The following is an 18,787-nucleotide window of genomic DNA, read 5'->3' as shown; positions in this document are numbered from 1 at the left end:
CGCCGATTCCGTAACGCACGCCAAGGCCCAATGACGTCAGGAATGGTTGCAGAAGAAACTTTTTGCGGCGGATTGCCGCCGCAGACCGCTGGCCCGTTCGTACGTCCGCTGTCCATCGTGGCTGGCCATCAACCAGCCAGAACGTTGCCGTCCCGATTTGAGCCACACGCCGGGCAAGATAGGATTAACGAAGCGTTAACGCCCGTTGTGAATCTTGCGTCGGTCCATACACTCTTGAACATCGGATGGGCGATCCCCACGATCCCCCGCCGAGAGCGTAATAGTCGCGGCTCATATCTCCCGTCGGACACCGGCGGAGAGAAAACGCTTGCCGGACGAGTAGGAGATGATCGCTTGGATATGCTGAAACGCGCCGTGGGTACGCTTGAACCAGTCGCGGTGGTGCTGGTCGTTATCCTGCTCTTCCTGGTCGCGTTTGCGGGCTATTGGATCGACAATTCCGAAGCGAACGCCTGAGCGGATCGGCGCATACTAGTCTGGCCCAGCCTCTCCGAATCCGTCTCCAGGTGACGGAAGGAATGTCGCGGAAACGTCGGCGGGATATTGACCGCCAGTGCGCGATCATGCGAATGGCCATCCCATCGACGGACGGTGGCCCACTCATGGTAGCCTGCGCCGCCGACATGACGGTGTGACGCCAACGCGTTGCGGGTATAGTACAATGGTAGTACAGCAGCCTTCCAAGCTGAATACACGGGTTCGATTCCCGTTACCCGCTCCACCGCCGACCCCGATAATCCGGCAGCTGCGTTCCTGGTCCGGCTTCAGCTTTTCGAGATCGCCACGGTCGCCTGCACTGCGTGCATCGACGGCGCTGCTCCCCGCACCGCTTCGCCAGATACCGGCCGTTCCGCATGGGACGCCAACCGCGCCATGACACGGGCGTAGAGCACGTCGCCCGTCACCAACTCATGGTAGAACGGGTTGTTCTTGTCCCCCGCGACGCCGTCGCCGGGGAAATACCCGATCCGATCGGTCACGACATTGGCGCCTTCGCCACGATAAAAGGCGACGAGCTGTTCGATTACCAGCTTCGCGCGGCCGTAAGCCGTATCGGTCCCGATATGCATCGACGACGGAATGAACATCCCGCCCAGACGTCGCCAATCCTCGAGGTGTTTCGCCGCGCGCTGGACGTGCCCGACCGGATCCTCATGCTGGTAGGCGCAGTCGAACAGATAGGCGCGTGCGTCGATCATCGGCCACTCGATCCGCGAGATCGCCTCCCCGGTGATCACCTCGAACCCGTCCCGCGCAAGACGCGACGCGAACGCGCTTCCGACGCGGCCCTGATGGCCGTGAACTATGGCGACGCGGCGCATGGCGAATCCTTGACGGTTGGTCGATCGACCGGGAAGGGTAAGGCCCTGGCACGACGCCATTGCCCGGCAGGGAAGAGTATTCGAAAACTGCGAGACGATGTGCGCACGCCGTGGTTCTGTAAAGATCCCGCCGACCCACGAACCCGGCAGTCACGCCGGATCGGTTCGTACGCGGCGCCAGGCGCACATGACGCCCGCGCACCGATCGATCATGTCCCCCCAAGGGGCGACATCGACCTGCTCTCTGACGCTGAAATCTTCCGGAACCGCCGGAAGAAGATGGTGGACAGGGCTGGATTCGAACCAGCGTACGCTTGCACGGGCAGATTTACAGTCTGCTGCCTTTAACCACTCGGCCACCTGTCCCCAGGCTCGCATCCCCGGGGGGATGGTCGCTCCGAAAAGCGAGGGCGTCCAATGCCGACCGGTTGGCGTGCTGTCAACGCCCCAGCAGCGGGAATTTGTACAATCGGGTCGGGCTTGCACCGGTCGCGCTGCCCGCATACCGGTCAGATTGTCGCCGGTCGGGCGGCGTTCAACGACCGGGGGGTTATCATGCGTCGATTCCTGCTTCTTGCCAGCACCGTCGCGCTCGTCGCCACGATGCCCGCGTTCGCGCAGAGCGGTGACCGCGCGCAACTCGCCCGAATCCTCGACGAAGGCACCGCGCACAGCGACGTCATGCCGATTGCCGCGCACCTGTCCGACGTGATCGGCCCGCGCATGACCAACTCCCCCGCGATGCGGCAGGCCGAAGCCTGGACGCAGGCAAAATTCACCGAGTGGGGCCTGCGCAACGTCCACAAGGAGGGGTTCGATTTCGGCCGCGGCTGGTCGATCGTCAGTTCCAGCGTGCGGATGCTCACCCCGCGCCCGATCCCGCTGACCGCGATCCCGATCGCCTGGACGCCCGCCACCAACGGCCCGCTCCGCGCGCCGATCATCGTCGCGCCGATGAAGCGCGAGCGCGATTTCGCCAAATGGCACGGTCAGCTCGCGGGCAAGATCGTGCTCGTCACCCTCCCCGACACCGGCTCCGAGCCGAAGGAAGCCGCGTTCGAGCGCTACACCGCGGAGGAATTGCGCAAGCTCGATCAGTACCAGCAGCCGACCTACGACCCCGACGCGGTCGACCGCCGCGTCAAGCGGCTCGACTATGCCAAGAAACTCGATGCGTTCCTCAAGGCGGAAGGCGCGGTCGCGATGGCGACCATGGCGTATCGCGACGGGAAGCTCGTCAGCGGCGAAGGCTATACGTTCGGGGTCGGGGACACGCCGTCGCTCCCCGCAGTGCAGATCGCGGCGGAAGATTACCGCCGCCTCGCGCGCCTTGCCAAGGTCGGCCCCGCCCCAACGCTCGAGATCACCAGCGACGTGCGGTTCGATGACAGCGATACGCAAGCGTACAACGTCCTCGCCGAAATTCCCGGAACCGACCCCAAGGCTGGTTATGTCATGGCGGGTGCGCATCTCGATTCGTGGGTCGCGGCCGATGGCGCCGCCGACAATGGCGCCGGCTCCGCGATGGTGATGGAGGCCGCGCGGATCATCGCCAAGACCGGCATCCGCCCCAAGCGGACGATCCGCTTCGCTTTGTGGGCGGGCGAGGAACAGGGGCTGCTCGGCTCGCTCGCCTATGTCGAGAAGCATCTCGCCACGCGCGGCACCCCCGGCGACCCGAAGCTGACTGGGCTGAAACTCTACACCGGCTGGGCCAACCGCTGGCCGATCACGCCACGCCCGGGCTGGGGCGATCTTGCGGCCTATTTCAACCTCGACAATGGCTCGGGCAAGATCCGCGGCATCTATGTCGAGAACAATCCGGCGGTGGTGCCGATCTTCCGCGACTGGCTCGCGCCGTTCGCACCGATGGGCGCGACCGACGTGGTGATCCGCAAGACCGGCGGGACCGATCACGTCTTCCTGCAGTCGGTCGGCGTGCCGGGATTCCAGTTCATCCAGGATCCGCTCGACTATGACAGCCGGGTGCACCATTCGAGCATCGACACGTTCGATCACCTGAAGGGCGACGACATGCGGCAGGGCGCGACGATCCTCGCATCGTTCCTGGTCAATGCAGCAAATGCGGACAAGGCCTTGCCTCGCCCGCCATTGCCGACCAAGCCGGTCGCGACCGACCCCTTCGCTTATTCCGACGAGGAAGAATAATCGTGACTAACTTGCGTTTCGTAAAGCTGGAGCAGCGTTGATGGCAGCACGTCGTGGACATCGTCCGTCCCAGGCCCCGGCGGGCCGCCCGCGGTTCTGGGGGCGGCACGCCGTCGCCGCTGCGTTCGAGAACCCCGAACGCGTCGTCCGCAAGATCTGGGCGACGCGCGAAGCGAGCGCGGCGCTCGACATCCCCGCGGATGTGCCGATCGTGTTTGCCGAAGTGACCGACCTCGCGCGGCTTGTGCCGGGCGACGCGCCGCACCAGGGCATCGTGATCGAAGTCGAACCGCTCGAGGACATGTGGCTCGCCGACCTGTTGCAGCAGGGGCAGGACGACAAGCGTCCGCTGATCGTGCTCGACCAGGTCACGGACCCGCACAATGTCGGCGCGATCATGCGCTCGGCGGCGGCGTTCGATGCACTTGGGATCGTCACGCCAGACCGGCACGCGCCCCCCGAATCGGGGACGATCGCACGCGCGGCGTCTGGCGCGCTCGAGATCGTGCCGTGGGTTCGCGTAGTCAATCTGGCCCGTGCGCTCGACGAGATCGCGGAAGCGGGGTTCTGGCGGGTCGGGTTGACCGGCGAGGCGACGCAAACGCTCAATCAGGCAATGGGCACCCAGCGGGTCGCGCTGGTGCTGGGGGCAGAGGGCGAAGGCATGCGGCAGAACACTGCATCGCATTGCGACGAGCTCGCGCGGTTGCCGATTTCGCCGAAGATGGAGAGCCTCAACGTCTCCAACGCCGCTGCAATCGCGCTCTACGCGGCAGCGAGCCGGTAGCATTCTTTTCCTAAGCCTCTCCCCGGCAATGGCCGGGGAGAGGCTTAAGGGGATACCGTTCAATCCTCGGCGGCGATCGTCACCTTGAGGCCATCGAGCGCGTCGGTGAAGGCGACCTGGCACGACAGACGCGACGTTTCGTTACGATCGGCGGAGGAATCGAGCAAATCGTCTTCGTCCGCGCTCATCTTGGGAAGTTTGGCGACAAAGTCCGGGTCGACATGGACATGGCACGTCGCGCAAGAGCAGCAACCACCACACAGAGCGAGCAGCTCGTCGATCCCGGCGTCGCGAATGACTTCCATCACCGAAAGGCCGGCCTCTCCCATGATCTCGCGTTCTTCCCCTTCACGAGTCACGACGATAAGCTTGGGCATAGGTGAATCCTTGTATCACTGCGTCGCGCTTGCCATGCCCAGCCGAGCGCCGCGACGCAAGCGGCAAGCACGGGGTTCGACATGGGCTTGACCACAGAACAGTTGACCGAAGCAATGGACGCGCTCGCCGCGCGCGAACCCGCGTTCGCGGTGGCGCTGGAGCGGATCGGCTATCCCCCGCCGCGGATCAGCGAGCGCGGCTTCGGCACGCTGTTGCGCACGATCATTGGGCAGCAGGTCAGCGTGACCTCGGCGCAGGCAACGTACCGGAAGCTTGAGGGGATCGTCGGCAGCCTCGATGATCCCGCGAACATCATCGCCGCGACAGACGAACAACTCCGCGCCGCGGGCCTGTCGCGCCAGAAGGCGAGCTATGCGCGGAGCCTTTCCACGCTCGTCACCAGCGGAGAACTCGATCTCGCCAATTTGCCCGAGGACGATGAGGAAGCGATCGCCAAGCTGGTCGCAGTCAAGGGCATTGGGCGCTGGTCAGCTGAAATCTATTTGCTGTTCGCGGAAGGCCGCACCGACATCTGGCCCGCGGGCGATCTGGCGGTGCAGATCGAGATCGGGCGCCTGCTCGGCCACGAAGCGCGCCCAAGCGAGAAGCTGGTGCGCGAACTGGCCGAAGCGTGGCGACCGCATCGCGGCGCGGCCGCGATCTTCGCCTGGTATCATTATCAAAGCGACATGAAGGTCATCTGATGGCGCGTGCCGATCGTCTCGCCCGGATCGATGCCGACCGCATCGCGCATGAAACCGACTATCGCACCGCGCTGATCGCAGCGTTGCAAACCACCGCCAAGGGGCGCTGGGGCCTGTTCGGGCATCAGGGCAAGAAGGGCGAGACTCCGGCGTCGGTCGCGACCGTCACAGCGTTGATCGAATTGGGCGAGACGATCGACGATCTGCGCGACACGCTGGGGATGGAGCCGTTTGCGCTCTACGCGGACTTCGTCGCGGCGCGCGGACCGGTGCGATCGGACGCGGTTGGGGAACCCAAGCAAGCGCAAGCATGGCTCGCGCGTCTGGAACAGGAATCGGGAACGGCATGAGCGCAACTTGGAAAATCGGGATCATTGGCGGTTCCGGGCTGTATGCGATCGATCAACTGGAAAATCCGGAATGGCGGCGGATCGATACGCCGTGGGGTACGCCCTCGGATGAATTGCTGTTCGGCAATATCGGTGCGGTCGAGCTGGTGTTCCTGCCACGCCACGGGCGCGGGCATCGCATCAGCCCGTCCGAGTTGAACGCACGCGCCAATATCGACGCGCTCAAACGCGTCGGCTGCACCGATATCCTCGCGATTTCCTCGATCGGATCGCTCCGTGAGGAGCTCGAACCCGGCCGGTTCGTCGTGGTCGACCAGTTCATCGACCGCACCACGCAGCGGACCCCCAGCTTCTTTGGCACCGGCATGGTCGCGCATGTCTCGATGGCAGAGCCGGTCTGCCCCCGCCTGTCCGCCTTCGCCGCGGAAGCCGTCGCCAGCGCGGGCGGCAACGTCACCAAGGGTGCGACCTACCTCGCGATGGAAGGCCCGCAATTCTCGACGCGGGCGGAAAGCCTGATGTATCGCCAATGGGGCGCCGACGTCATCGGCATGACCGCGATGCCAGAGGCCAAGCTCGCGCGCGAAGCGGAGCTGCCGTACGCGCTGATCGGCATGGTGACCGACTATGATTGCTGGCGGGAGGAAGCGGCGTTCGTGGAGGTGAGCGAAGTCATCAAGCAAATGGGCGCGAACGGCGCGATTGCGCGTCAAACGGTTGCGGCTTTAGTCGCCGCACTTCCGCCCGAACGGACGCCCTCGCCGCTCGATACGGTGCTCGACCACGCGCTGATCACCGCGCCCGACGCGCGGGATCCGACAGTGTTGGCGAAGCTGGATGCAGTCGCCGGACGCGTGCTGCGCTAACAGCGCCGCAGGCTTTCACTCCTGCCTTCTACCTTTGTGGCATTGTGTCTTCGTGCGAGAAAAAGACTTTCTCACGCAAAGGCGCAAAGGCGCGAAGATTGAAGAGCAAGAAGATGCCGCGCGAGAAACAGGAATCCTTCTCTCTTCGCGGCTTTGCGCCTTTGCGTGATTAAATTTTCTCGCACAAAGACACAAAGCCACAAAGGTAGAAGAAGGACTGCTGGCTTCGCCGGTTTGGGTTAGGCGCTAGCCACGATTTGCTCGGCTTGCGCCAGATGCAACCGCTCGATCATCTCGCCGTTCACGCGGATAGCGCCCAGCCGCACATTCTCCGGCAAGGCGAACGCCGCGATCACCGCCTCTGCCCAGCGCACCTGCTCCGCCGATGGCGCGAAAGCGCGGTTGGCCGGGGCGATCTGTGCCGGGTGAACCAGCGTCTTTCCGTCGAACCCGAACGCCGCACCCTGCGCACATTCCGCCGCCAGCTCTGGCGTATCCGCCCAGCACGTTGGAAACACCGTCCAAAGCCATCAACCCATGCGCGCGCGCAGCCGTGACGATTCCCACCAGATGTGGCAGCAACGGCATCCGGTCAGCCCCCGGCGTGCAGCGCATCTCCTTCGCCAGATCATTGGTCCCCGCGATCAGGCACCCAAGCCCCGGCGCCGCTGCAATCGCGGGCAAGGCAAGCATCGCCGCGCACGTCTCGATCATCGCCCACACACGCACATCGCCCAGCGTCGCGCGTGCCAGCGCGAGATCGTCGGGATGCGACACCTTCGGCAGCAGCACCGCATCGAACCCGGCTCCACGCGCCGCCTCCAGATCCGCCTCGCCCCAGTCAGTGTCCAGCGCGTTGACGCGCAGCACCAGCAACCGATCGCCGAACCCGCCGACCCGCGCCGCCGCAATCGCCTGCGCACGGGCATCGGCTTTGCTGTCGGGCGCGACCGCGTCCTCCAGATCGAGGATCACCGCGTCGCAGTCGAGCCCGCGCGCCTTCTCGATCGCGCGTGCGTTGGACGCGGGCGTGAACAAGGCGCTGCGAATCCGCTTCACGGCTGGACGACCGGCTCGCGGCGGACCGGCGCGGGGGCATCTTCCCACCCGCCGCCGAGCGCCTTGAACAGGCTGATCTGCGCATCCGCCACCGCCGCATCCGATTGCGCCAGCGCGGCGCGTGCATCGGCACGATCGCGTTCGGCCTGGATCAGCAGCAGGAAGCTGTCCGCGCCATAATCGAAGCGCAGTTGCGACAGTTTCGCCGCCGCGCTGCTCGATGCTTCGGCACGGCGCAACGCGGCGTTGCGATCGAGCGCGCCAGAATAGCGGGCGAGCGCCTGCTCGACTTCCTGCAACGCGGTCAGCACGCGCCCGTCGAAGGTCGCGAGGCTAGCATCCGCGCCGGCGCGCGCCTGGCGGATCCGCGCACGCGCGATCGTCTGGTTGGGGAAACTCCACGAGATCAGCGGGCCGGCCGAATAGGTCACCGCGCTGCTCTTGAACAACTGGCTGCCGCGCTGTGCGTTGAGGCCGATCGACCCGAGCAGCGAGATTTTCGGGTACAGCTCCGCGGTCGCGATCCCGATCCGCGCGGTGTCCGCCGCAAGCGTCCGCTCCGCCGCGCGCACATCGGGGCGACGGCGGATCAGCGCGACACCGTCGCCGATGGGCACGATATCGTGCACTCTTGGCGGGGCCTTGCAGGCATTGGCGGCCGCGTCGATCTGTTCGGGCGGCAGGCCGGTCAGCACCGCCAGCGCATACAGCGACGCGCGCCGCTCCGCCTCGAAGCCGGGGATCGTCGCCTGCGTCTGCGCGAGCAGCACGTCCGCACGATCGACGTCGCGCCGCGTGCCGCGCCCGGCGGTGAACAGCGTGTTGGTCAGGCCCAGCGTACGCTGCTGCAACGCGACCGTCTCCGTGGCGACCGCCCGCTGCTGCGCGTTGCTGCACGCGCTGGCGTAGGCGCGCGCGGTTTCCGCGGCGACCGATACGCGCGAGGCGTCGAGTTGCGCCTGCGCCGCCTGCACGTCGCCGCGCGCCGCCTCGATCGCGCGGGTGATGCCGCCGAATAGGTCGACCTCATAAGAGGCGTCGAAGCCGAGCTTGAAACTGTTGAACACGAACGACTGCGGCGTCACGGCACCGCCGGTTCCGGTTCCGGTTCCGGTTCCGGTTCCCGTTCCCGTCCCGGTTCCGGTCCCAGTTCCTGTGCCAGTCCCGACACCCGTCCCCGCGCCCCCAAAGCCAAGGCTCGCGGTATTGATCTGCGCGCGCGTGAAGCTCGCGGTCGGGCTGGTGGTCGGCAACCGCGCGCCACGCTGTTCGGACAGGACGGCACGCGCGCGCTCGAGGTTCCCCGCCGCAACGCGGATGTCGGTGTTGTGCGCCAGCGCGTCCGCCACCAGCCGGTCGACGACGGGATCGTTGTACAGCCGCCACCAATGGTCGGGCAACGGCGTGGGGGTAACTCCCTTGCCGATCCCGGCCTCGGCAAACGCGCCACCCTTTGGCGGCACCGGGGTCGTCGGGGTCTTGTAGTTCGGCCCGACGACGCACGCCGACAGCGCGAACACAGGAAGGACGCTCAGGATACGCTTCATGCCGGTTTCCCTTCCGGAGCGGGCAGTGCGGGCGGATGGTCCTCCGTCGCGGCCCCACGCTTCCGGCGCATTTTCGAGGCGACCCAATCGCCCCCCTTGCGGCTGATGACATAGAAGCTCGGCGTGAACAGCAGGCCGAACGTCGTCACGCCGATCATCCCGAAGAACACCGCCACGCCCAACGCCTTGCGCATTTCCGCGCCAGGCCCCGACCCGAGCACCAGCGGCAACACGCCGAGGATGAACGCGATCGACGTCATCAGGATCGGGCGGAGACGCTGTTCGGCGGCATGTTCGGCGGCGGCATGGAGCTCCATCCCGACATCCTCATTGGCGCGCGCGAACTCGACGATCAGGATCGCGTTCTTCGCGGCAAGCCCGATCAGCACGACCAGCCCGATCTGGGTCAGGATGTTGTTGTCCATCCCCATCAGGTTCACGCCGACGATCGCCGCGAGCAGGCACATCGGCACGATTAGGATGACCGCGAACGGCAGCACGAGGCTCTCGTAATTCGCCGCGAGCAGCAGGAACACGAACAGCACCGCCAGCCCGAACACCAGCGAGCCGGTATTGCCCGCCTGCTGCTGTTCGAACGCGATCTCGGTCCATTCGTAGCTCATGCCCTTGGGCAACGTCTCGCTCGCGATCTTCGCCATCGCCTGCAGGCTCTGCCCGGAGGAATAGCCGCGCGACGTGTCGCCCTGCAATTCCGCCGACGGATACAGGTTGTACCGCACCACGCGATACGGGCCAGTATCGTTGCGCAGCGTCATCACTGCATCCAGCGGCACCATGTTGCCCGCCGCCGACCGAGTCCGCAGATGTCCGACGTCGGACACCTGATCGCGATACGGCGCATCCGCCTGCGCGGTGACGCGGTAGGTCCGCCCCAGATAGTTGAAGTCATTGATGTACGACGACCCCAGATAGCTGCCGAGCGTCGAGAACACACTCGACACGGGCACGCCCAACTGCTCGGCGCGCTCGCGGTCGATGTCCGCGAACAGGCGTGGCGTACGGTTGTTGAAGCTGGTGAACGCGGCGGTGATCCCCGGTGTCTGGTTCGCCTTCATCATCATCCCGAACGCTGCACCCTCAAGTGCCTTGAACCCCAGATTGCCGCGATCCTCGATCAGCATCTTCCAGCCGCCGCCGGTCCCGATCCCGCGCACCGGCGGTGGCGGAATGACGAGCAGCAACCCGGCACTGAGCGGCGCGAACGCCTTGCGCATCTCGTTGGCGATCGCATCCGCGGCACCACGATCGGCGTGCGGCTTGAGCGTGATGAACATCGCGCCGCCGTTGGACGCGGTCGAGAAGGTCGCGCCGTCGAGCCCCGCGAACGCGACCGTATCCTGCGTCGCCGGGTTCTTGTGCGCGATCTCGGCCGCGCGCTTGATCAGTTCGTTGGTCCGCTGGAGCGAAGCCCCCGGCGGCAACTGCGCCGCGACGATCAGATAGCCCTGATCCTGCGCCGGGATGAACCCGGTCGGGGTCGCGGCAAAGCGCCATCCGGCAAGCCCGATCAGGATGACATAGGCGATCCCGATGATCGCAAGACTGCGGATCGCGCGTGCGGTGAACTTGCCGAAGCGGTTGCCAAGCCAGTCGAACCCACGGTTGAACCCGCGGGCAAACCGCGTGCCGACTCCACGGATACCGGGCTTGGGCTCGGCATCATGCTTGGGCTTGAGGATCAAAGCGGCGAGCGCGGGCGACAAAGTCAGCGACACAAAGGCGGAAATCGCAGTTGCGGAGACGATTGTGAGCGCAAACTGCTGGTAAAACTGCCCCGAAATGCCCGGAATGAAGCTCGTCGGGATGAACACGCCGCACAGGACGAGCGCGATTGCGATCAACGCACCCGACACTTCGTCCATCGTCTTGTGCGCTGCATCGCGCGGGGAAAGCCCCTCCTCTTCCATCAGGCGTTCGATGTTCTCGACCACGACGATCGCATCGTCGACCACGATCCCGATCGCGAGCACCATGCCGAACAGCGACAGGTTGTTGAGCGAGAAACCAAATCCCGCGAGCACCGCGAGGCTGCCGAGCAGCGACACCGGGATCGCGATGATTGGGATGATCGCAGCACGCCAGCTTTGCAGGAACAGCAGCACGACCAGCGCGACGAGGACCAGCGCCTCTACCAGCGTATGCTCGACCGCTTCGATCGACGCCTGGATATACTCGGTCGGGTTGTACGGGATCGAATAGGTCAGGCCGGGCGGGAAGCTCTTGGCGACGTTGGCGACTTCCGCCTTCACCGCATCCGCCGTGCTGAGCGCGTTCGAGCCCGGCAACTGCGTGATGCCGATCGCGGTCATCGACTTGTTGTTGAGCATCGCGTTGATCGTGTAATCCTGCGCGCCCAGCTCGATCCGCGCAACGTCGCGCAGGCGTGTCAGCCGCCCCTGATCGTCCCGCTTGACGATGATCGCACCGAACTCCTCGGGCTTGGTCAACCGTCCGGTCGCCTGAATCCCGAGCTGGAACGCGGTCCCGCCCTCGTTGAACGGCGGCTGCCCGACCGACCCCGCGGCGACCTGTGCGTTCTGCGCGCGGACCGCGGCGACGATCTCGTCGACGGTCAGGTTGCGCGACGCCGCACGATCGGGATCGACCCAGACGCGCATGTTATAGTCGCGCCCACCGAACACGCGCACGCCACCCACGCCGGGGATACGCGACAAGCGATCGATCAGCTGCGTCGTGGCGTAATTGGAAACATAGGACGAACTGAGCGAGCCATCCGGCGACGTCAGCGCGACAACCATCAGAATGTCGGGGGAATTCTTGCGGACCGTCACGCCGATCTGGCGGACTTCCTCGGGCAGGCGCGGCTCGGCGGTCGAGACGCGGTTCTGCACCAGCACCTGCGCCTGATCGACATTGGTGCCCTGCTTGAACGTGACGGTGATCGCGAGCGCACCGTCGCCGGTCGCGGACGAGGACATGTAAATCATGTTCTCGACACCGTTGATCGATTCCTCGAGCGGCGCGGCGACGGTGGCGGCGAGCGTCTCGGCGTTCGCCCCCGGGAAGGTCGCGTTGACGACCACGGTCGGCGGCGCGATCTCGGGATATTGCGCGACTGGCAACCCCGGATACGCCACGACCCCGAACACGATGATCAGGATCGACAGGACCGCCGCGAAGATCGGGCGATCGATGAAGAAATGGGGAAATCTCACTGGCTGCGCCTCAGTTCGCGGTCGCGTCGGAGGCGGGTGGCGCGCTTTCTTGGGTCGATTGCGGCGCGGTGTCCGCCGCCTTGGGCTTCATCTTGACCAGGTTTTCCTTGACCGTCGCGCCGGGTTGCAGCGTCGTGATCCCGTCGATGACGACATGCTCGGTCGGCGCGAGCCCCGACTTGACGACACGCAGCCCCTCCACTTGCGGACCGGTCTCGACCGGGCGAGCGATGACCTTGCCTTCCTTCCCGACGACATAGACGAGCTTGCGCGTCTGGTCGGTGATGACCGCTTCGTCCGGCACCAGCATCGCGCGGTAATGGCCGGAGCCCAGCAACCGGGCGCGACCGAACAGGCCCGGCGTCAGGAAGCCATCGGGATTGGCGATGACGGCGTGCGCGCGGATCGTCCCCGAATTGGGGTCGATCGCATTGTCGACGAATTCCATCTTGCCGTGCCAGCGAAAGCCCTTCTCGTCGGCGAGTTGGACTTCGACCGGGTTGGCGGTGTTGCGCGACGAGCCGCGCTCGCCGGACTTCGCCTGGCGCAAATATTTGAGATAGAAGCTCTCGGCCCCTTCGAACGAGAACCAGATCGGATCGGTCGAGACGACTCGCGTCAGGACGGTGGTGGCCTCGGTCGCATAATTGCCCATGCTGACGCGCCGGTCGGACACGATCCCGGTGATCGGCGACCGGACGGTCGTGAAGCCCAGGTTGAGTTGCGCCGTCGTCACATTGGCACGCGCGGCGCCCAGGTCTGCCTGCGCGGTGCGGACCGCGGCGAGCTTGGTCTCATATTCCTCGCGCGCGATCGCTTCGGCCTTGAGCAACACGTTGGCGCGGGTGAGTTCGGATTGCGCGTTGGTCACCGACGCCTGCGCCTTGGCGACTTGCGCACGCGCTTGCGCCAGCGCGGCCTGATAGGGGCGCGGATCGATCGTGAAGAGAGCTTCGCCCTTCTTCACGCGCTGGCCGTTGTTGAAGAAGATTCGCTCGATCGTTCCCGAAACGCGCGGACGCAGTTCGACGTCCTGGATCGCCTCGAACCGGCCTACGTATTCATCCCAATCGGTGACGTCGCGCTGCAACGGTATAGCGACACTGACTTGCGGCACCGGCGGCGGCGGCGGTGCCTTTTGCGCACAGGCAGCAAGCAGCCCCAACGCGGTCGCGCCGAATACCGGGCGCAAGATGCCCACATATGAAGTCGTCACTCTATGATCCCCATGTCGCGCATCGCTTTGGCTGGCCGGCCAGCGCGGCCTTGCTCTTTCGGCATGCCGCCGCAATGCGGTCACAAAGGTGTCGCCGCGAATGCTGCATTGCAAGAAGAATATACCGTCCGATCGGTACATATTTATTAACATGCTGTTTTCACAGCAGAATTATAACTCGTTTTAACAGCATGAATTGGCGGTCAGCGCGGTACGACGACTCCGCCTTTCATCCCCCAATCGACCCGGCGGACCGCGTCGAGCGCGTGCAACGGGTCCCCGCGGACCGCGATCAGGTCGGCCAGCAGACCCGGCTTGATGCTGCCGCGATCGGTCAGGTGGAAGGCGCGGGCGTTCCCGGAGGTCGCCGCGATCAGCACGTCGGCGATCGGCATTCCGGCCTCCGCCAGCAACACCATTTCGCGCGCATTCTCGCCATGCGCGAACACACCGACGTCGCCCCCCATGCAGATCGGCACCCCGACCGATCGCGCCAGCGCAAGCGCAGTACGGTTCTCCGCCACCGCCTGCGGTACCGGGTCCGCGCCGGTCCATCCCCGATAGCGCGACACCGCATCGGATGCGGCAAGCGTCGGGCACAAGGCGATCTTGCGCGCCGCCATCGCCCGGAAGATCTCGGCTGTGCCACCATAGCCATGTTCGATCGTATCCGCCCCCGCCGCGATCGCGCGGCGCATGCCTTCGGGCGTAGACGTATGGACCGCGACGGTCCGACCCGCGTCATGCGCGGCGGCGACCGCGGCGGTCATCTCGGCCTGCGAGAAGGTCGCGCGGCTCGGCTCGCCCGGGCCCCAGCGATAGTCGCCGTACAGTTTCACCACGTCCGCCCCGGCCGCGATCTGGCTGCGGACGACGCGCACCACGTCATCGACGCCGCTCGCTTCCTCAGCCCCTTGGGGAACGTCGACGCCCGGTTCGTACCCCTTGGGGCCATACGCCCCCTTTGCGACGATCGCGCGTGTCGCGACGAGCATCCGCGGCCCCGGCACGATCCCCTGCGCGATTGCCTGTTTGAGCCCGACATCGGCATAGCCAGCCCCCTCGGTCCCGAGATCGCGTTCGGTCGTGAAGCCCGCGAGCAACGTCGCCCGTGCGCTGACCGTGGCACGCGCGGTGCGCAGCGCGAGCGGTTCGTGGAGCACCTGATCGTCCCACGACGTCTCGTTATAAGGATGGAGGAACAAGTGCCCGTGCCCCTCGATCATTCCGGGCATCAGCGTTTCGCCCGGCAAGTCGATCGTCTCCGCGCCCGCCGGCACCGCGAGCGCCGGACCGACCGCGACGATCCGTTCGCCCGCCACCAGCACTTGCCATCCGGGATGCGCGACTGGATCGACCCCGTCGAACACCGCAGCGGGTCGCAACAGGATCGTGCGCGTCGGTGCAGGTGCTGCGCCTATCGCCAGCAAGGCCACCCCGATCAGCCACGTCTTCGCGATCCGCCGCATCATCCACCCCAAGAGTTGTCGCGAGGCACGATGCCCGATAGCCTCGCCCTCATGGATACCCCCGCCCCCGCCATGCGCAAGCGCGCCGCTCTCCTTCTGGCGGCGACGCTGCTGTCGCCGGCGGCCGCGCCCGCCCCGTCGGAACGCGCGCGCTGGAAGGCGGAGGCTGCCCGCGTCACGATCACGCGTGACACCTGGGGGATCGCGCATGTCCGCGGCACGACCGATGCGGATGCGGCGTTCGGCGCGATCTACGCGCAGGCGGAGGACGATTTCGCACGGATCGAAGCAAATTATCTGACGGCGCTCGGCCGCACCGCCGAAGCCGAGGGCGAGACCGCCTTGTGGGCGGACCTCCGCCAGCGTCTGTTCGCCGACCCGATCGATCTGCAAGCGCGCTATGCTGAGAGCCCCGCCTATCTGCAGGCGCTGATGCGCGCATGGGCGGACGGGCTCAACTATTACCTCGCGACGCATCCCGGGATTCGCCCCAAAGTGCTGACGCGGTTCGAACCGTGGATGGCGCTGTCGTTCACCGAAGGCAGCATCGGCGGCGATATCGAACGCATTTCGCTGACCGATCTCGCCGCCTTCTATGGAGGCCAACGCATCGCGGTGGCACATGAAGACGCCGGCCCCGTCCCCCGCGAACCCCGCGGATCGAACGGCATCGCGATCGCGCCGCGCAACACGGTCGACGGGCACGCACTGCTGCTGATCAACCCGCACACCAGCTTCTACTTCCGCGCCGAATTGCAAATGACCAGTCGCGAGGGGCTCAACGCCTACGGCGCGTCGACCTGGGGCCAGTTCTTCATCTACCAAGGCTTCAACGAGAAAGCCGGGTGGATGCACACCTCCTCGGGCGTCGACAATGTCGATTCCTTCGCAGAGGACATCACGCGCGCCGGCAACGCGATCACCTACCGCTACGGCACCGACCAGCGGCCCGTCACGACCCGCGCCATCACCCTCGCCTATCGCAAGGCGGACGGGAGCCTCGCACGCCGCAGTTTCACCACCTACGCCACGCACCACGGCCCAGTCGTCGCGGCGCAGGGCGGCAAATGGATCACGCAAGCCTTGATGTGGAAGCCCGTCCCCGCGCTCGAGCAAAGCTGGCTCAGGACCAAGGCGCAGGACCTCGCCAGCTACATGAAAGTCGCCGAGCGCCAGGCCAATTCGTCGAACGACACGCTGTTTGCCGACGCAAAGGGACAGATCGCCTATCTTCACCCGCAGTTCGTACCCGTTCGCAACGACGGTTTCGATTATGCCAAGCCGGTCGACGGCGCGGATCCCGCGACCGACTGGAAGGGCCTGCACACCGTCGCCTCGCTGCCCAATGCGATCGACCCCGGCGTCGGCTGGGTACGCAACACCAACGACTGGCCGTGGAGCGCAGCGGGGCCGGACAGTCCCAAGGCCAAGGATTACCCCCGCTATATGGACACATTCGGCGAGAACCCGCGCGGGGTCCATGCCGATCTGCTTCTGACGGGCAAGCACGACTTCACGCCCGAACGGCTGATGGCCGCCGCCTATGACAGCTACCTGCCCGCCTTCGCGCGGCTGATCCCGCCACTGCTGAAGGCGTATGACGCGCTGCCCGACAAGGACGCGCGCCGCGCGAAATTAGCGGGGCCGATCGGCGTGCTGCGCGGCTGGAACTATCGCTGGGGGGCGGACTCGGTCGCGACCACGCTCGGGGTGCTGTGGGGCGGCAAGATGTGGCGCGAAGCGGGTACCTTCATTCAGGCCGAGCAGATCAACGTCCCCGATTACATCGCCACCCGCGTTCCCGATGCGCGGAAACTGGACGCACTGGGCGAAGCCGCCGACCAGCTCACCCGCGACTTCGGAACGTGGCAGGTCGGCTGGGGCCAGATCAATCGTTTCCAGCGGCTCGACGATTCGATCCAGCCGCATTTCGACGACGCGCAGCCGAGCATCCCGGTACCGTTCACCTCGGCGCAATGGGGTAGCCTCGCCTCGTTCGGCGCGCGCCCCTATCCAAACACGAAGAAGCTGTACGGATCGAGCGGCAACAGCTTCGTCGCGGTGGTCGAGTTCGGGCCAAAGGTCCACGCCTGGGCGGTGACCGCGGGGGGCGAAAGCGGCGATCCGGCCTCCCCGCATTTCCGCGATCAGGCAGCGCGCTATGCCGGCGGCAAACTTCGCCCCGTGTGGTTCTACCCGGCAGACGTCGCTGCGCATGCGACACGCCAATATCACCCCGGACGTGCCGTACTAAAACGCTGAACAGCATCATCGGATACTGGAACGGCTTCCAACGTGTCTGGCGTCGCCGGGCAGCACACGTTCAATTCCTGTAGCGACACGCCATGCTTACCTTGCGGCGCGCTTCGAAAAGCGGCATGTAACGCACGATAATTACCCCTCTTGAGGTTGGTGGTTTATTCCTATAACACAGTGTTGCAGGCACGGTTGCCGTTCATGGACGGCACGGGCGGGGGTAGGGTCGCAAGACCCTGAGGATCTGGATTGGCTCAGATGAATTACGAGACGCGTGCGATCGGCAATGAGGAGATACTCGGGCTCCCCGGTCCGGACGCACCGCGCCGCGGGCGGACCGGGCTGATCGTCGGAATCATCACCGTCATCCTGATCGTGGCGGCGATCGCCTATTTCACGTTGGGCCGCGCGAAGCCGGTCGCCAAAGCGGTCGAGCAATTGCCGCTGGTGTCGGTGGTGGTACCGGGTCGGTCGAGCGTCGCGCGCGTCGTTTCGGCGACCGGCTCGCTCGCTGCGCGCCGCGAGATGCCGGTCGGTGTCGCCGGAGACGGCGGGATGGTCACGCGCGTCCTGGTCGAGCCCGGCCAGTGGGTCGCCAAGGGCCAGGTCCTCGCGCTGGTCGATCGCTCGGTCCAGACGCAGACCGCGGCATCGCTCAACGCACAGATCGCGGTCGCGAAATCGGATGCCGCGATCGCGCAATCCGAACTCGATCGTGCGCAGACGCTGGTGACGCGCGGCTTCTTGTCCAAGGCAGACCTCGAACGCAAGGCAGCGACCCGCGATGCGGCACTAGCGCGCGTCCGGGTCGCGCAGGCGACGCTTGGGGAGGCCAATGCGCGCACCAATCGGCTCGACATTCGGGCGCCCGCGGCGGGCCTGGTACTGACTCGCGCGGTCGAGCCGGGCCAGATCGTCGGGCCCGGCACGGGAACGCTGTTCCGCCTCGCGGAAGGCGGCCAGATGGAAATGCGCGCCCAGATCAGCGAAAGCGACCTGCGCGGATTGCGGATCGGGGCACGCGCAAACGTAACGCCGGTCGGCGGCAGCGACAGCTTCACGGGTGAAGTGTGGCAGGTCTCCCCCGTAATCGATCCCACGAGCCGACAGGGCATTGCGCGCATTGCGCTCGCGTACAATCCGGCGCTGCGCCCGGGCGGGTTTGCCTCCGCCTCGGTCGTCTCGGGCATGACGGACGTACCGCAACTGCCCAATTCTGCGATCCAGAGCGACGAGAAGGGCAATTTCGTGTATGTGATGGGGCCTGGCGACAAGATCGTCCGGCGTTCGATCAAGGTCGGCGAAGTCTCGGATCGGGGCGTTTCGATCGTCGAGGGGCTTAACGGCACCGAACGGGTCGTCCTGTCGGCAGGAGCGTTCCTGACGCCGGACCAGAAGGTCAGACCGACGCGGGTTGCGGCGGCGACGGCAAAGCAGGGATAGCAC

General features: G+C 65.8%; 14 protein-coding genes, 2 tRNA genes and 1 pseudogene. 9 read left to right on the top strand and 8 right to left on the bottom strand.

What is annotated here, in order from left to right:
* The first annotated feature begins 354 nt into the window (after window positions 1-354).
* Both ABIC16_RS05735 and ABIC16_RS05730 read left to right on the top strand, forming a co-directional pair.
* A complete protein-coding gene (locus ABIC16_RS05735) occupies window positions 355-477 on the top strand; it encodes a hypothetical protein (protein ID WP_277970202.1) in 123 nt (40 codons plus the stop codon).
* 191 nt (window positions 478-668) lie between these two features.
* A tRNA-Gly gene (locus ABIC16_RS05730) sits at window positions 669-742 on the top strand.
* Between the two features lie 43 nt (window positions 743-785).
* On the opposite strand, the gene ABIC16_RS05725 is transcribed toward ABIC16_RS05730, so the two are convergent.
* On the bottom strand, window positions 786-1,343 hold the full coding sequence (locus ABIC16_RS05725) for a Rossmann-fold NAD(P)-binding domain-containing protein (RefSeq protein WP_354290374.1): 558 nt from the start codon (window positions 1,341-1,343) through the stop codon (window positions 786-788).
* Window positions 1,344-1,623: 280 nt separating this feature from the next.
* A tRNA-Tyr gene (locus ABIC16_RS05720) sits at window positions 1,624-1,709 on the bottom strand.
* Window positions 1,710-1,898: 189 nt separating this feature from the next.
* Between ABIC16_RS05720 and ABIC16_RS05715 the strand changes: the two genes are divergently transcribed.
* Together ABIC16_RS05715 and rlmB are read left to right on the top strand one after the other, a co-directional pair.
* The gene (locus tag ABIC16_RS05715) at window positions 1,899-3,512 is read left to right on the top strand and encodes a M20/M25/M40 family metallo-hydrolase (protein WP_354290373.1); all 1,614 of its coding nucleotides are present in this window, start codon (window positions 1,899-1,901) and stop codon (window positions 3,510-3,512) included.
* Window positions 3,513-3,552: 40 nt separating this feature from the next.
* On the top strand, window positions 3,553-4,299 hold the full coding sequence (rlmB, locus tag ABIC16_RS05710; protein WP_354281818.1) for a 23S rRNA (guanosine(2251)-2'-O)-methyltransferase RlmB: 747 nt from the start codon (window positions 3,553-3,555) through the stop codon (window positions 4,297-4,299).
* A 59-nt stretch (window positions 4,300-4,358) separates the two neighbouring features.
* Here the strand turns inward: rlmB and ABIC16_RS05705 are convergent, their stop codons facing one another.
* Window positions 4,359-4,676, bottom strand: a complete 318-nt coding sequence (locus tag ABIC16_RS05705) for a 2Fe-2S iron-sulfur cluster-binding protein (RefSeq protein ID WP_277970198.1) — start codon at window positions 4,674-4,676, stop codon at window positions 4,359-4,361.
* Between the two features lie 81 nt (window positions 4,677-4,757).
* On the opposite strand from ABIC16_RS05705, the gene ABIC16_RS05700 reads away from it, so the two are divergent.
* Genes ABIC16_RS05700 through ABIC16_RS05690 form a run of 3 tightly spaced genes read left to right on the top strand, consistent with a single transcriptional unit; the run spans window position 4,758 to window position 6,597 of the window.
* Entirely contained in the window at window positions 4,758-5,381 is a 624-nt protein-coding gene (locus ABIC16_RS05700) for a DNA-3-methyladenine glycosylase family protein (protein ID WP_277970197.1), read from the top strand.
* Entirely contained in the window at window positions 5,381-5,731 is a 351-nt protein-coding gene (locus ABIC16_RS05695) for a hypothetical protein (protein WP_354290372.1), read from the top strand. The genes ABIC16_RS05700 and ABIC16_RS05695 overlap by 1 nt, the downstream gene beginning before the upstream one ends.
* A complete protein-coding gene (locus tag ABIC16_RS05690; RefSeq protein WP_354290371.1) occupies window positions 5,728-6,597 on the top strand; it encodes an S-methyl-5'-thioadenosine phosphorylase in 870 nt (289 codons plus the stop codon). The genes ABIC16_RS05695 and ABIC16_RS05690 overlap by 4 nt, the downstream gene beginning before the upstream one ends.
* A gap of 239 nt (window positions 6,598-6,836) precedes the next feature.
* Here the strand turns inward: ABIC16_RS05690 and ABIC16_RS05685 are convergent.
* The 5 genes and pseudogenes from ABIC16_RS05685 to ABIC16_RS05665 all read right to left on the bottom strand — a co-directional run bounded on the left by ABIC16_RS05685 (window position 6,837) and on the right by ABIC16_RS05665 (window position 15,088).
* Window positions 6,837-7,656, bottom strand: a pseudogene (locus ABIC16_RS05685) (HpcH/HpaI aldolase/citrate lyase family protein).
* Window positions 7,653-9,203, bottom strand: coding sequence for an efflux transporter outer membrane subunit (locus ABIC16_RS05680; RefSeq protein WP_354290370.1), 1,551 nt, complete (start codon window positions 9,201-9,203; stop codon window positions 7,653-7,655). Before ABIC16_RS05680 ends, ABIC16_RS05685 begins: the two are co-directional and overlap by 4 nt.
* Window positions 9,200-12,400: an efflux RND transporter permease subunit gene (locus ABIC16_RS05675; protein ID WP_354290369.1), complete on the bottom strand. Its 3,201-nt coding sequence runs from the start codon at window positions 12,398-12,400 to the stop codon at window positions 9,200-9,202. The genes ABIC16_RS05680 and ABIC16_RS05675 overlap by 4 nt, the downstream gene beginning before the upstream one ends.
* A gap of 10 nt (window positions 12,401-12,410) precedes the next feature.
* Window positions 12,411-13,616 carry an efflux RND transporter periplasmic adaptor subunit gene (locus ABIC16_RS05670; protein WP_277970191.1) on the bottom strand — a complete coding sequence of 402 codons (1,206 nt, stop codon included), beginning with the start codon at window positions 13,614-13,616 and terminating at the stop codon, window positions 12,411-12,413.
* A gap of 203 nt (window positions 13,617-13,819) precedes the next feature.
* Window positions 13,820-15,088, bottom strand: coding sequence for a metal-dependent hydrolase family protein (locus tag ABIC16_RS05665; protein WP_354290368.1), 1,269 nt, complete (start codon window positions 15,086-15,088; stop codon window positions 13,820-13,822).
* Window positions 15,089-15,136: 48 nt separating this feature from the next.
* Here ABIC16_RS05665 and ABIC16_RS05660 point away from each other — a divergent pair, with 48 nt between their 5' ends.
* Together ABIC16_RS05660 and ABIC16_RS05655 are read left to right on the top strand one after the other, a co-directional pair.
* The gene (locus ABIC16_RS05660; protein WP_354290367.1) at window positions 15,137-17,347 is read left to right on the top strand and encodes a penicillin acylase family protein; all 2,211 of its coding nucleotides are present in this window, start codon (window positions 15,137-15,139) and stop codon (window positions 17,345-17,347) included.
* A gap of 252 nt (window positions 17,348-17,599) precedes the next feature.
* Window positions 17,600-18,784, top strand: coding sequence for an efflux RND transporter periplasmic adaptor subunit (locus tag ABIC16_RS05655; RefSeq protein WP_277970189.1), 1,185 nt, complete (start codon window positions 17,600-17,602; stop codon window positions 18,782-18,784).
* Window positions 18,785-18,787: the final 3 nt, after the last annotated feature.

This window comes from Sphingomonas sp. PvP055 (genome assembly GCF_040546365.1).
Classification (GTDB): domain Bacteria; phylum Pseudomonadota; class Alphaproteobacteria; order Sphingomonadales; family Sphingomonadaceae; genus Sphingomonas; species Sphingomonas echinoides_A.
Note: the sequence above shows the minus strand (reverse complement) of the source record. Positions and strands in the feature narration are given on the sequence as shown.

Coding starts and splice junctions, on each gene's coding strand:
- ABIC16_RS05725 (WP_354290374.1), bottom strand. CDS start 1,343: ATGCGCCGCGTCGCCATAGTTCACGGCCATCAGGGCCGCGTCGGAAGC.
- ABIC16_RS05715 (WP_354290373.1), top strand. CDS start 1,899: ATGCGTCGATTCCTGCTTCTTGCCAGCACCGTCGCGCTCGTCGCCACG.
- rlmB (WP_354281818.1), top strand. CDS start 3,553: ATGGCAGCACGTCGTGGACATCGTCCGTCCCAGGCCCCGGCGGGCCGC.
- ABIC16_RS05705 (WP_277970198.1), bottom strand. CDS start 4,676: ATGCCCAAGCTTATCGTCGTGACTCGTGAAGGGGAAGAACGCGAGATC.
- ABIC16_RS05700 (WP_277970197.1), top strand. CDS start 4,758: ATGGGCTTGACCACAGAACAGTTGACCGAAGCAATGGACGCGCTCGCC.
- ABIC16_RS05695 (WP_354290372.1), top strand. CDS start 5,381: ATGGCGCGTGCCGATCGTCTCGCCCGGATCGATGCCGACCGCATCGCG.
- ABIC16_RS05690 (WP_354290371.1), top strand. CDS start 5,728: ATGAGCGCAACTTGGAAAATCGGGATCATTGGCGGTTCCGGGCTGTAT.
- ABIC16_RS05680 (WP_354290370.1), bottom strand. CDS start 9,203: ATGAAGCGTATCCTGAGCGTCCTTCCTGTGTTCGCGCTGTCGGCGTGC.
- ABIC16_RS05665 (WP_354290368.1), bottom strand. CDS start 15,088: ATGATGCGGCGGATCGCGAAGACGTGGCTGATCGGGGTGGCCTTGCTG.
- ABIC16_RS05660 (WP_354290367.1), top strand. CDS start 15,137: ATGGATACCCCCGCCCCCGCCATGCGCAAGCGCGCCGCTCTCCTTCTG.
- ABIC16_RS05655 (WP_277970189.1), top strand. CDS start 17,600: ATGAATTACGAGACGCGTGCGATCGGCAATGAGGAGATACTCGGGCTC.